Raw genomic sequence first — 13083 nt, 5'->3', positions numbered from 1 at the left:
ATTCAAAACAAATCCAAAACATACAACAAGTATGAAGCACGAAACGCGAGATACAAAAGAAGCGCTTGTTTAGAATTTCAAATCATTTTGTCATTAGAATTTGTTTCGGATTTCGTGTTTCTTATTTCGTATTTCACCTTTAAATATTTTGCCAAGAAGTCGGGGGCCGGCCTGGCAACCTGAACTCTACAGTAGCCCCCTTTCAAAATTCCCCATCACGGAATTATTGACCTTACTCATGGTTTGAATTTTTGAAAATATATCCTGCACCATTTCAGGTGTATAATCCTTATAACATAAGTCAACCCTGAAGTCCCTTTGACCGCCATCAATCAGTTTTGGAATGTACTGAATAAGGGAAAATGGCTTTTGTCCAATCACTACTGTCCTGCAATCCTCATTTATGGCTGTAAAGCGGTCGCCATATTCATTTTCCAGTGTCATTTGACTGAAACCGCACCAATTCTTTCCAGGACACTCCCTTTTCATGTTTGCCCAAATGCAGGTCTCTGAGGTAAAGAGCGGGGTATCCTGATAAATAATCAACTCAGCATGGGGAGAAAACAGCTTTTCCAGATTCTCTTTGTCATCTTCCGGAGAGAGCGTATATCTGCAGAATCCCAACTCGCGCAGTTTAATCGCAGAAAGCGGATTCAGACAATAGAAAGGGTAATCGGCATACAATTGTACCTCTGCGTCTTCAAATAACTCAATTGCACCGGGGTTGGAGATATGGAATTGCCGAAACCTCTGTGAGAGCAACTCCTGTACGGCCTTCTTACAATACCCGTAGGTCATGCATCCTATCCCTGTATCCCTCATGATGGCGGGTAATGAGAAAACGATCTTGTCTCTTCCATTTGATGGAGAGATATTTTCATTATTTTCTCCGCAAGTGTATAACAACGCACTTAATCCCCTTTTGTTAAAGGATGTTTGATTATGGCTTTGCAGTGCCAGGAGATCCCCAATCGTTTCCTCGGTAAGGACTATATATATCTTGTGAACCGTTTCCAGTGGGATGTGGTTTAAATAGTCCGGTTTATCTACCTTCAGAGATAGCCTTATTCCTCCGGCAGAAACATCCCTATGTACTGGATGAGTAAATTCAATCCACTCCCCCTTAACCCACTTCTTTATGCTTTCACACCTGCGATCCCTGTCCTTGTGCCATTCTTCATAAAATATCCGGAAATACTCCCTTCGGATTTCATTTAACACGCTGAGCGGAACAAATAATTCATCGGAAATTTCTGTATGAATATCTTTCAGCTCAAAGGACGTCTCGCCCAGGCGGGAAAAGCACTCTTTTACCTGTTCTCTTTCTGTTGTCCTGTGAATGCTCTTTTCCAGTTTCACCGAAAAATTCATGGGAAACGAGAAATACCTTGCCGTGCCCTTTATGTCTATGCCGTCAGGCATTATTTTGATTTCCAAATCCACGGGCATCCTGGAAGCCTCTGATTTTTTCGGTACTTTTGGCGTAAAATATTCTTTGATCTTTTGCGAAGAGAGCAAGTACAACCTTGCCCCTACCCCAGGTTGATATTGCCGTTCTGTGTCGATCATGGCAATATCACCTGCCTTTATACCAAACACCCTCTTCCCATTGACCCTGATATTCCTTACGGGTAACAAGGCGGGTTCCTTTGCGCCATTCTCAAAAAACTGTAATAAATCCCTTACACCGATTTCAGCATCTGCCCGAACGGTAATGCAGCCCTTTCCCTGTTTTGTTACCTCACCCGCATAAGCGCCTATATTTGCAGGATAGAATGGATTGATCGCGTCTGAGGCCTTGACTTGTTTATTATTGGAGAATCGTTCTATATCCTGTACGAATTTTGGGGATTTTACAACTGCCCCGCCTTGCGAAGGATGAGACAAGAAAGGGGCATTTTCCGGGCGTGGCGCATATTTGTTATTGCTGTTTTTTTTACCTTGTTGATACGTTTCTTCAAACAGGTATGAGTAAGTTGTTTCCCGGCTAAATACGGTATTCATGAGATGAATGGCGTTGTCCATATCTTCAAGCGTGCCATCAATTGCCTGGCGATAGACATGTGTCGCTGCGGCAACGTATTCAGCCGATTTCATACGGCCTTCAATCTTAAAGGAGTGAATCCCTGCCGCCATTAACCTGTTTACATGGGTTAAAGTACGGAGGTCTTTCATAGAAAACAGATATCCGCCTTCACCCTGCGGTGATTTATAATACATCCTGCATGGCTGTGCGCAGCGGCCCCGGTTCCCGCTACGTCCGCCCATTACACTGCTAAAGAAACATAACCCTGAATAGGAATAACACAATGCCCCGTGGACAAATACCTCAATCTCCATGTTGGAATTTAGTGCAATATTTTTAATCTCATCCACCGACAACTCTCTGGACAAGACGACTCGTTTAAACCCCATCCTTTCCATCTGTTTTACCCCGGCAAGATTATGAATAGTCATTTGCGTACTGGCGTGAAGGGTAAATTGAGGGAATTGAGATTGTATCAGGAAAAGAAGCCCCAAATCCTGAATAATCAAAGCATCTGGCCGTAATTCATCAAGTGCGATGAGATATTCCACGACCTTTTCCAATTCGTCGGTTTTAATCAGGGTATTAATGGCGACGTAGACCCTGACGGACATTTTGCGGGCATAGGCAATGGCCTTGCGGACGTCGTCGATGGAAAAATTACACGCACTTGCACGTGCGCTGAAATCTTTTAAGCCAACATAAATAGCGTCAGCGCCATTTTCAACGGCAGCAAAAAAACATTCCATATCGCCGGCGGGAGAGAGCAATTCCGGTTTTTTTTGTTGGGAGTAAACGTTTGGCATCTCCATACGACAATATACGTAATAAAGTAGGTTTTCGAAAATTCTCAATAAACAGAAAGCCTTGCAACGTTGTAAAGTTCAGGCATGAAGGTACATTGGAGACTCTGTATCAGTCGACAAATTTCAAATTGCAGATTGAGGACTCAGGATTGCAGACTGTCTTCTTGTTTGTTTTCTGGCTGTACCATATCCCCTTGCGGTGAGGCATTCTGTTGTTTCAATTTATTCAATACAATTTCAGCCGGTGTTAAGTACTTTTTCTTATTGTTACATTCCTTACAACACGGGACGATATTCCCCTTTGTGCTTCTACCACCCCTTGAAAGCGGTACTACATGGTCCATAGTAAGCTTATCGGGGGAGAATGTTTTCTGGCAATAATGACATATTCCCCGCGATATTTTGTTTAACCACCATTGCGTTTTTCGCATCTCCTGCGCCTTCAATTTTTCCCTGGCTATATGTTTTGGATCTTTCTCGATATGAATCCAGTCAGACATGTTCAATCTCTTTTTTTAAAGGTATTATGTTCATGCGATAATAAATTATTGTTCTTATTATTATAGGTTTTTTTGGCTTACAAGGAAAGAGGGAACAAAAAACACATTGATCATCAAATTAAATGACCTGCCCGCAGATAAAAATGCTTGAAGAATCATTGAATCCCCTGTTACAATTCGGACACCACATTTGCCTGAAGGGCGACATCCTTCTTTTCGCTTTTTGAAAAATCTCAATAAAATAAACATATAGCGTAACCATGCGCCCATTAGATTCATTATTTACCAAAGATTAAAATACCATGAAAGGCATAATCCTCGCCGGAGGCTCCGGCACACGGCTTTATCCCATTACAAGGGTGGTAAGCAAACAGCTTTTACCCGTTTTCGATAAACCGTTGATTTATTATCCCTTGTCGGCATTATTGCTGGCGGGAATAAGGGAAATACTCATCATCTCTACCCCAAGAGATCTGCCGCAATTTAAAGAATTGCTCGGCGACGGTTCATCATTAAACATTTCGATTTGTTATGCAGAGCAACCCGCCCCGGAAGGTTTGGCGCAAGCCTTCATTATCGGGAAACCCTTTATCGGCAAGGACTCTGTCGCCCTTATCCTGGGGGACAACATTTTCTATGGTCACGGGCTTCGTGAAATATTTAAAAACGCCACCCAAATCAAAAAAGGGGGATTAATCTTCGGGTATCACGTTCATGACCCTGAACGATACGGCGTTGTAGAATTCGACCAGAACGGAAAAGTCATCAGTATCGAAGAAAAACCCAAAAAACCTAAATCAAAATACGCTATCCCCGGCATATACTTCTACGACAACGATGTAATCAAGATTGCTGAAAATCTTAAACCTTCCGCCAGGGGAGAACTGGAGATCACGGATGTGAATGTAACCTATTTAAAAAGAGGCGATCTTTGTGTAGAACTTTTAGGGAGGGGGTTCGCATGGCTTGACACCGGAACGCATGAATCACTCCAGCAGGCGTCCAGCTATGTCCAGGCAATACAGGAACGACAGGGAATAAAAATCGCCTGTATCGAAGAACTCGCATACCGGTTGGGATACATTGACCGGGCGCAATTAAAAGCGCTTGCCCTTGATATGTTAAAAAATGATTATGGACGTTATATCATGGCAGTCATTGAAGAAGAGGAGATAAAAGAATATGCCCTGTGAATTTGCAAAGACCGCCTTGCCGGAGGTTGTGCTCATCAAGCCGCAGGTTTTCAGAGACGATAGAGGGTTTTTCCTGGAAACCTTTCACAAAAATAAATACGCGGAAGTGGGAATTTCTGGCAATTTTGTACAGGATAATCACTCTTACTCTAAAAAAAATACGCTAAGAGGCCTGCACTACCAACTCTTGCATCCGCAGGGAAAACTTGTCTATGTTATCTCCGGAGAAATTTTTGACGTCGCGGTGGACATCCGGAGGGGATCTCCCTCTTTTGGAAAATGGACAGGCGTCCATTTATCCGCTGAAAACAAATACCAATTGTATATCCCCGAAGGATTCGCACATGGTTTTCTGGTCCTGAGCGAAACGGCAGACGTATTATACAAGTGTACGGAAATTTACACGCCCGACGATGATTATGGTATCCTCTGGTCGGACCCAGCGATAAACATAACGTGGCAATCCTCTTCGCCAATCCTCTCAAAAAAAGACCAGGAATACCAAACATTAAAGAACATACCGGAAACGCTTTTGCCGTTATACAAAAAATAAGATGCCATCGGAGGCTTCAGCTTTCTCGATAAAAAAAGATTGAAACCACAGATTGCATAAATTTCACAGAGTATTTTTATGGTACACGGCAATAGGAGGAATTTAACGGTGAAATGTTTCCATGATGATACAACAACCATATTTTAATGCTATTAACCCTATAAAACTTACGCTCTCGTTCATAAGTAGCGTTTTTTAAAGAGGTGGATTAACCTATGATTCTCTTACAATCTCTCTTATTTTGTGCCGGCATTGCCGCTCTTTATTTTGGCGCCGAATGGCTTGTCAAAGGGGCGTCGCGATTCGCGTATTTTCTTAATATTAAACCTATTATCATCGGTCTTACCATTATTGCCTTTGGCACATCTGCTCCTGAACTCGTTACAGGAATTATTTCCGGGATAAGAAATTTAAATGACATCGCAATAGGGAACGTCATTGGAAGCAATATCGCCAACGTTGGACTGGTACTTGGGGTAACCGCAATAATCCTTCCACTGAAAGTGGAAATGAACCTCCTCCGCAGGGAAATCCCAATTATTATAGGCATTTCAGGCCTTTTGTATCTGATGTGCAGAAACGGCATTCTTAGCCGTTGGGAAGGCGGCCTGCTGGTGGTGGGGATTGTAGTCTATACCTGCTATATTTCCCGGAGTGCCAAAAAAGAATCAAAGGTAATCGAGGAGGAATTTGCAGATTTTATTAGCAAAAAAAACACACTTTCTCTCGATATTTTGTTCATGTTTATCGGCCTTACAACGCTTATCGGGGGCGCACACCTGCTGGTGAATTCTGCAATTTATCTGGCGCGCAACTTTGGCATAAGCGAACTCGTTGTTGGTCTTTCCGTTGTTGCGGTAGGTACTTCTCTTCCGGAATTGGCAATATCAACCGTTGCTGCTTTTCGGAAAGAATCGGATATCTGCGTAGGCAACGTGCTGGGAAGCAATATTTATAATATTCTCGCGGTGCTTGGAATCACCGCTATTATACACCCGCTGCAGATTAATACCTCTTCTTTGCAATTTGATATGCCGGTTATGATCGTCTTCAGCCTTCTGCTTATTCCCATGATTATGAGAAAGTTTATACTTACCAGGTGGGAAGGTGTTTTTTTACTGGTTGGATATATTTTTTATATGATAGCTATTTACAAAAAATGTATCTTTTAAATCCCTAAGCTGGCAAACATTCGGGAGTACTCAATCTGCCATTTGCCGACTACCGACAGAAGAAAGGTACTACTGTTCACCTGTAATTGTCATTTCTTCTAAAGGTAGTGGCGAAGCACTTCCAGGCTTACCCCTGCAACCCTTTCCGGTTTTATTTGGGTCATGCATCTGTGGTCTTTCGGACAAACCTTTAATTGACATGCAAGGCAATCCACCTCCGCACGTATCACCTCTCCTGTTTCTTCAGGAGAATATGTGTATCTCGGGTCATTTGGCCCCATTAGCGTAATAACGGGTTTTTTAAAAGCCACTGCTATGTGCCTTGGTCCGGAATCAACGGAGATTAACAAATCACATCTTTGAATAATTGATTTTAAAATTTCCAGGTCAAGTGCTCTGTCTGCTAAATTTATTATCTTTGATTTTGCTTTCTCTTTGATATCTTCGCCTAATTTCACCTCATGAGGGGCGCACACAACAGCAATATTGCTTCTAATTTTTGACTGGATAATATCAGCAGTTCGGGCAAATCCTTCTACCGTCCAACATTTTGAAGACCCATAGGCTGCGCCTGGATTTAAGAGAATAAGTGGTCTTCCATTGTTAAAGCCATATTCATCAAACATTTCCGCAGTACATTTCTGCCCCCGTTCGGTTACAAACAACTCCAGCTTCTTTGAGCGTACAGCGCATCCGATTTCAGAACATAACCGTAAGTAATACTCTGCCATATATGTCGGCAAAAACCTTCCATTTTCCCTTAACCGGTTGACCCCGTCGGTTAACAGGAAGCCGCGGGCATCTCTTTTATAACCAATACGGCGCTTTACACCCGCCAGCCGGAATAGTAACGCAGAACTGAATGAATTGGGGAATAAAAACCCCAGGTCATACCGGTTCCTTCGTATTTGCATAATGAGAGAAATATATCCCACGTATTTTCCCCGAGAGTTATGCGCATCAATCTCCACTATTTCATCGAACCATGGCGCGTTATCGATTAATTTCCTGACGTAGGGTTTTAAGAGAATGCTTATTTTGGCGCGGGGAAAGTTTTCACGAATACACCTAAACGCGGGAGTGGCCATAACCACGTCGCCAACCCAGTTTGGGGATCTGATAATTATTTTATTTACCGCATCAGCGATAGTTTCATTTCTCTTTCGTATCATAATTTCTGCTCACTACCCAAAAAATATTGAAAAGCACGCGTTGTTTTTTCTGTTGACATGTCCCTTTAATGCGATATTAATATGTGCAGGGTATTTCCTGCCAATTTACCAATAACAAATATGTTTAAACAAGAAACCGGCCGCTCCGGGGAATGTACGTATTCTTAAATTAGGCTGGGTTTTTAAAAGACAAAGACCCAACGGCATTAATTTTTACCCACCCCCTTAATCCCAAGAAGGGAATTTAATGCAGAGACGCACGGCCGTGCGTCTCTGCTAATCAATGCCTTACGGTTATGCATTTTGAAAAACGCGCATTAAAAACAATAAGTTTATGGATAGTAGTACGGAGAAAGATTTGTAAAAAGCAGTTTTTACAGGGCAATATATATAACATGCACAATCCGTAGCTGCCCTTTTTTAAAGAATTATACCTTTTTTGTCACACTTTTATAGGGATAAAATCTCCAAACACGCCTATGCCTCTTTATGAAATTATTTCCATTATTGGTTTCATCGTGGGAACGATTCTTCACATCGTTTTATCCGTACTCATTGGGCAGCGAAGACACAAGAAGAGAAGTGAATTTATTTTTCAGTTTCTTGTTATTAGTGTCGCAATGTGGCATTTAGGGAATACCGTTTATCTCTTTAGTTCTATTTTGTTCGACAAAAATCTCTTCCCGGTAAATTTCATTGCTGACGCAATTTCGTATGCCGGCATTGGGCTTATGCCCAGCTTATTGCTTCATACCGCCATTTCATTTTTATATGAAAACGGTTTTACGATAAGAAGGTCCTTGCAGAAGCTTATTTTAATTGCAATATATTTTCCCGTTCTCCCCTTTTCATTCGTTATAAAAAAATTCATCCGCCTGGAAGAATCTTATTTGGTCGCCCATAGCCAGCTTGTAAAGCCGTTTATCGTCTGGCTGATAGTAGCATTGCTTATTTCTGCGTACATCTCCAAATGGCTGGCAAAAAATGCAGAAGAAAAAGAGGAACAAAAATTCCTTATGGCTATTTTCTGGGTATTGATAACCATAGCGGTTTTCATTGGATTTACCGTAATCCTCGAAGGCAGGAAAATAGCTTATATCGGCGACTATCTGGTGCTTGTCTCCATGTTATCTTCCATTTTTCCCAGCATCGTCTTTTCCTATTACGTTTATCGCTATAATTATATGGAATTTGTTTTAAGAAGGAGTATTTTTTACTCTTTCCTCACCTTTGTCATCATCTGTCTCTACTATTTCGGAATAAAGCAATTTAGCAAGTTTATGGAAATAAAGTATGCAATACATTCCAAAACACTGGAGGCGGTCTTTGTAATAAACCTTGTTTTCTGGTTTCCAACAATTAAAGAAAAGTCTCAAAAACTTTTCAGGAAGATACTCTTTTTTCGAAGCTCGGATACGGAGTATCTTTTAAACGAATTAAATCATGTCATAAGCACAGACCCTCTTGTCAACATCACGGCACTCCTTGAAAATGTTGTCTTTTCTATTAAAAAAGCGACCTCGATTAAAACAATAAACCTCGTTCTCATTAAAAAGAACAGGATTCAAATCATCGGAGACAAAAAAAATGACGTTATTGCACTTGCAAATTTGCATAATATTATACAATTTTATTCATCGGGAGAGCTTGTGGAATTAAACCGATATGAAGTAAAGGACGCTGCCGTCATTAGTGAAATGCGGTTATTGGAGGCTATTTTTATCTTTCCTGTCTTTGTAAAAAGAAGGCTGAAAGGGATATTGTGTATGGGCAGGGCAAAACGCGGTATGCCGATCGCCTCTGATAATTTAGATCAATTAATGATTATTGCAAACGAGATTGGTTCCGCGCTTGAAAAATCAAAGATCATCGAAGAAAAACTTTTTCTTGAGAGAAAAATGCTAGAAAACGAAAAATTATCCAGTCTCGGACGCCTCTCTACAAGCGTTGCCCATGAAGTAAAAAATCCCCTTAGTTCCATAAAGGCTATCGTCCAGGCAATGTGCGAAGATTTAGAAAAGGAGCATCCTTTACAAAAAGACCTTGATATCATTGTCGGTGAAATCGACCGGCTGAACAAAGTGGTAAACCAATTGCTTCTCTATGCAAAGCCCAGTGGGAACATGCAGGAACATGTGAAAATAAAAGAGGTTATTGATTCAACACTGGTAGTGCTAAACCATGAGGCGAGGCAAAACAATATTGCGATATTATGTAATATTTCTGAAGCACTTCCACTTATATATGCTGATAAAGCCGCATTAAAGGAGGTATTTTTCAATCTTATCCATAATGCCATTCAGGCAACCCCTCCCAATGGAAAAATCTCCATCGATGCAGACCTCATTCCAACAAAGCATTTTATTCAGATAAAAGTCACGGATACCGGGCACGGCATACCGCAGGATTCTCTGCAAAAGATATTTGATCCATTTTTTACTACGAAACAGACGGGAACCGGCTTAGGGCTTTCCGTTGTTAAAAAGAAATTAGAGGACATGCACGCCACCATTCATGTTGAAAGCAATGGGGACGGAACAACCTTTGTTATAGACGTCCCATTCGAGCAAATGCAACCCCAAGCTGGCATAGGCGAAGACAAATAAACAAGAAAGGCGAAATACGAAACAAGAACCACAGATTACACAGCACTTCGTCATAAGCTCAGTCGAACGATTGCATAGATTTAAAAAAAATCGTCACAAGCCTGCAATTAACCGATTTCACTATTAAATATTTTGAGAAAAAGTGCCGGGAAATTACTGATAAGGTACTACTATTATTATGACAACAAAGGAAACCATGCACACAAATTCTATCTTAATCGTCGATGATGAAAAAGCTGCACGCTACGGCATGAAAAAGATTTTACAAAGGGACCACGGTTCCATCTTTGAAGCAACAAACGGCATAGATGCTTTACAAAAAATACATACGTTGCAGCCAGCCCTTATATTTTTAGATATAAATATGCCTCAGCTCGACGGACTAAAAACGCTTGAAAAGATACGTGAAATGAAACATCCCCCGCTTGTGGTTATCGTTACGGCGCACGGTTCGGAAAAGATTGCCGTGGAGGCCATGAAAAAGGGCGCATACGATTACATAGCAAAGCCTTACGAAATGGAAGAACTACGCATTATCACCAGGAACGCGCTGGAGAAAATAGCTCTTCAGGAAGAAAATACCCGCTTGCGCATGGAGATTGGAATGCTTGAGGGATATGGAGAGCTTCTCGGCCAAAGCAAGATCATGCAGGAGGTTTTTGACCGGATAGAAAAAGTAGTTACCGCTGATGTTACGGTACTGCTTCAGGGAGAGAGCGGCAGTGGTAAAGAACTTGCGGCGCATGAGATTCACCGGAGGAGCAAAAGGAAAAACGGTCCGTTTATTGTGATGAATTGCGCTGCCGTGCCGGAAACGCTTATTGAAAGCGAGCTTTTCGGGCATGAAAGGGGATCCTTTACCGGCGCAACAGAAAGGCGCATGGGTAAATTTGAGATGGCAAATAATGGCACTATTCTGCTGGATGAAATAGGGGATATGAGCCTCAGCACACAATCAAAACTCCTGCGGGTACTGCAGGAACAAAAATTTGAACGTCTGGGCGGCACGGAAACACTGGCGGTTGATGTAAGAATCATCAGCGCCACCCACCGCGACCTGGAAGAGGAAATAGAAGAAGGCCGGTTCAGAGAAGATTTATACTATAGAATAAATGTCGTAAATATAAAAATTCCGCCGTTAAGAAAGAGAAAAGAAGACATACCATTGCTGGTAAACCGGTTCATACAACATTTCAGTAAAAAACATTATAAAAATGTTGTTTCTATTTCAAATGACGCCATGAAAAAACTTAGTGCATACAATTGGCCGGGAAACATTCGTCAGTTAAAGAACACCATAGAAAGCGCCATAGTTCTTACAAACAACGATGTTCTTGATATTTCAGACCTCTCTGAAGACATAATACGGGAGGAAAAAAACCCGGATTCAACAAAAAATGTACATTACCATCTCTCATTTCGTGAAGCGAAAAAGATCCTTATTGAAAATTTCGAGAAGGATTTTATCAGTAAGAAACTTGAGGAATGCGGTGGCAATATCAGCCATACGGCAGAGGCATTAGACATGCACCGTCAAAATCTGCAGCAAAAAATAAAAGATTTACAGCTAAATAAAGATATCAAAGAATGAAATGAGTGTATGGGTCGAAAGACAAACAGTAATATCATCATGATGAATCGGCCGGACAAAATCATTTCCGGTTTTTGTCAAAGTAGGGAAATGCCGTTAAAAGCAACGATTCTATTTCATCGGACATTGTATTAAACTCGTACAAATTTGGTTCTTTGGCGCCGGCGCCGAGGAATCCGGCACTGCCAATAGTGTCTCGTAAACCTGAAAATCTTTCTATAATCTCCTTGTGCAGTGAAGTAGCATGCCTTTCGTCATAAGCCAGGACATTTCCTGCCAGCAAGGCAGTATAATACTCTTCTGCTAATCGAAGCCGTACTTTTGCACGAACAAAAATTTTCAGTAGTTCTTTTTTGTTGTAATAAAACTTTTCCTTTATTGCAAAAAAAACGAGCGTTGCCATTTGATTGCACAAATTGCGGAAATCCTGCTCTCGTAATGTAACAGCAAACAGGGGTTTAAAGTCTATATTAAACAGAGTATTAATGTCATTTATACGATCAGTAATATTTTCAATCTCGTTTTGAACCATTAGCCAATTATCTTGTTTCCCGTGAAAAATGATCGCCTTAAAAGTCGTAATCAAAGGGTCTTCTTCCCTTTTGTAACCATAACTATAAGCCGTTTTCCCGGTTGATAAAACAATACCGGCAAAAAAACACAAATAAATAATAACTATTTTTATCATACATTCCCCTATCTTCATAAAGCTGCAAAAGTATCCTGCCTGGTAATTGTGGATGCCTATTTACCACTACAGCGACATTTTATCCTTGCCCTACCTGTTAATTTTGTCAGGGTTGTTTCATTCATAAATTCAGGAAAAAACTATTAGCATGAATATAACATGATTACGCGACAATAATAAAACAAGAACTGTTTGCATTCTGCAACAAACGTATGTTATATTCCGTGAATTATCAGGATGTATACGACCGTACCGCAGCAGTGATTTATTTATATTTTTTAACAAAATATCTAATGGTGAACTCCGAAATGCTAAATACTAAACAAATTCCAAAATACAAAATCCCTATGAAAAAAACCGGGTTTTGAACATTTGAAAATTAAAAATTAGAATTTGTTTCGTATTTCGTGCTTCGGATTTTTTATCTCGTGCTTGTTTGGCACTGGCTATGCCAGCTTAAGGGGGAGAAATAAAGGTGGATATTTTAAAACAAGTCGCTGAATTAAAAGAATTTTTAGGAAAGGTCTATTGCTTTATCGAAGAAAATGAAGATTCATTCAAAGATGGCGTAGAGGCGGAAGAAATGAAAAATGGGCTTTGGAACTGGATGCAGGCATTGGCACAATTCTTACCCGAACATTAATTTTTTGGTAACACTTTAGTTCTTTGAAAAATTAACAAGCGATATTATAAGTTAAGCCGGAAGTGGTTTTTGTTAAAAGAGCTTTTTTGGCGTATGCCAGAAGGTTTTCCACGGGGTTGTCTCCTTGCAATTC

General features: G+C 40.9%; 10 protein-coding genes. 6 read left to right on the top strand and 4 right to left on the bottom strand.

The genetic code is table 11. From position 1 onward, the window contains the following. Window positions 1-186: 186 nt before the first annotated feature. Window positions 187-2838: a U32 family peptidase gene (locus QZT26_RS04010; RefSeq protein WP_295100823.1), complete on the bottom strand. Its 2652-nt coding sequence runs from the start codon at window positions 2836-2838 to the stop codon at window positions 187-189. 137 nt (window positions 2839-2975) lie between these two features. Next, a complete protein-coding gene (locus tag QZT26_RS04005; RefSeq protein WP_099324651.1) occupies window positions 2976-3332 on the bottom strand; it encodes an HNH endonuclease in 357 nt (118 codons plus the stop codon). Between the two features lie 302 nt (window positions 3333-3634). Here QZT26_RS04005 and rfbA point away from each other — a divergent pair, with 302 nt between their 5' ends. From rfbA to QZT26_RS03990, 3 genes are all read left to right on the top strand, one after another. Beyond that, entirely contained in the window at window positions 3635-4525 is an 891-nt protein-coding gene (rfbA, locus tag QZT26_RS04000; RefSeq protein ID WP_099324653.1) for a glucose-1-phosphate thymidylyltransferase RfbA, read from the top strand. After that, complete coding sequence (rfbC, locus tag QZT26_RS03995) at window positions 4515-5078, top strand: dTDP-4-dehydrorhamnose 3,5-epimerase (protein ID WP_099324654.1); 564 nt, start codon at window positions 4515-4517, stop codon at window positions 5076-5078. The genes rfbA and rfbC overlap by 11 nt, the downstream gene beginning before the upstream one ends. Before the next feature lie 215 nt (window positions 5079-5293). After that, window positions 5294-6250: a calcium/sodium antiporter gene (locus QZT26_RS03990; RefSeq protein WP_099324655.1), complete on the top strand. Its 957-nt coding sequence runs from the start codon at window positions 5294-5296 to the stop codon at window positions 6248-6250. 98 nt (window positions 6251-6348) lie between these two features. Here the strand turns inward: QZT26_RS03990 and waaF are convergent, their stop codons facing one another. Beyond that, window positions 6349-7422 carry a lipopolysaccharide heptosyltransferase II gene (gene waaF, locus QZT26_RS03985; RefSeq protein ID WP_295100816.1) on the bottom strand — a complete coding sequence of 358 codons (1074 nt, stop codon included), beginning with the start codon at window positions 7420-7422 and terminating at the stop codon, window positions 6349-6351. 479 nt (window positions 7423-7901) lie between these two features. On the opposite strand from waaF, the gene QZT26_RS03980 reads away from it, so the two are divergent. Both QZT26_RS03980 and QZT26_RS03975 read left to right on the top strand, forming a co-directional pair. Beyond that, a complete protein-coding gene (locus QZT26_RS03980) occupies window positions 7902-10028 on the top strand; it encodes an ATP-binding protein (protein ID WP_157820433.1) in 2127 nt (708 codons plus the stop codon). 178 nt (window positions 10029-10206) lie between these two features. Then, window positions 10207-11619, top strand: a complete 1413-nt coding sequence (locus tag QZT26_RS03975; RefSeq protein ID WP_295100813.1) for a sigma-54 dependent transcriptional regulator — start codon at window positions 10207-10209, stop codon at window positions 11617-11619. Between the two features lie 61 nt (window positions 11620-11680). Here the strand turns inward: QZT26_RS03975 and QZT26_RS03970 are convergent, their stop codons facing one another. Next, window positions 11681-12307: a hypothetical protein gene (locus QZT26_RS03970; protein WP_157820434.1), complete on the bottom strand. Its 627-nt coding sequence runs from the start codon at window positions 12305-12307 to the stop codon at window positions 11681-11683. A gap of 475 nt (window positions 12308-12782) precedes the next feature. Between QZT26_RS03970 and QZT26_RS03965 the strand changes: the two genes are divergently transcribed. Further along, window positions 12783-12950, top strand: coding sequence for a hypothetical protein (locus QZT26_RS03965; RefSeq protein ID WP_157820435.1), 168 nt, complete (start codon window positions 12783-12785; stop codon window positions 12948-12950). The last annotated feature ends 133 nt before the right edge of the window (window positions 12951-13083 follow it).

The organism is uncultured Candidatus Kuenenia sp. (assembly GCF_900696675.1).
In the GTDB taxonomy this organism is placed as follows: domain Bacteria; phylum Planctomycetota; class Brocadiia; order Brocadiales; family Brocadiaceae; genus Kuenenia; species Kuenenia stuttgartiensis_A.
Note: the sequence above shows the minus strand (reverse complement) of the source record. Positions and strands in the feature narration are given on the sequence as shown.

Excerpts from the sequence above, each read along its gene's own strand:
- waaF (WP_295100816.1), bottom strand. The coding sequence starts at position 7,422 with ATGATACGAAAGAGAAATGAAACTATCGCTGATGCGGTAAATAAAATA.
- rfbC (WP_099324654.1), top strand. The coding sequence starts at position 4,515 with ATGCCCTGTGAATTTGCAAAGACCGCCTTGCCGGAGGTTGTGCTCATC.
- QZT26_RS03970 (WP_157820434.1), bottom strand. The coding sequence starts at position 12,307 with ATGATAAAAATAGTTATTATTTATTTGTGTTTTTTTGCCGGTATTGTT.
- QZT26_RS04005 (WP_099324651.1), bottom strand. The coding sequence starts at position 3,332 with ATGTCTGACTGGATTCATATCGAGAAAGATCCAAAACATATAGCCAGG.
- QZT26_RS03980 (WP_157820433.1), top strand. The coding sequence starts at position 7,902 with ATGCCTCTTTATGAAATTATTTCCATTATTGGTTTCATCGTGGGAACG.
- QZT26_RS03975 (WP_295100813.1), top strand. The coding sequence starts at position 10,207 with ATGACAACAAAGGAAACCATGCACACAAATTCTATCTTAATCGTCGAT.
- QZT26_RS04010 (WP_295100823.1), bottom strand. The coding sequence starts at position 2,838 with ATGGAGATGCCAAACGTTTACTCCCAACAAAAAAAACCGGAATTGCTC.
- QZT26_RS03990 (WP_099324655.1), top strand. The coding sequence starts at position 5,294 with ATGATTCTCTTACAATCTCTCTTATTTTGTGCCGGCATTGCCGCTCTT.
- rfbA (WP_099324653.1), top strand. The coding sequence starts at position 3,635 with ATGAAAGGCATAATCCTCGCCGGAGGCTCCGGCACACGGCTTTATCCC.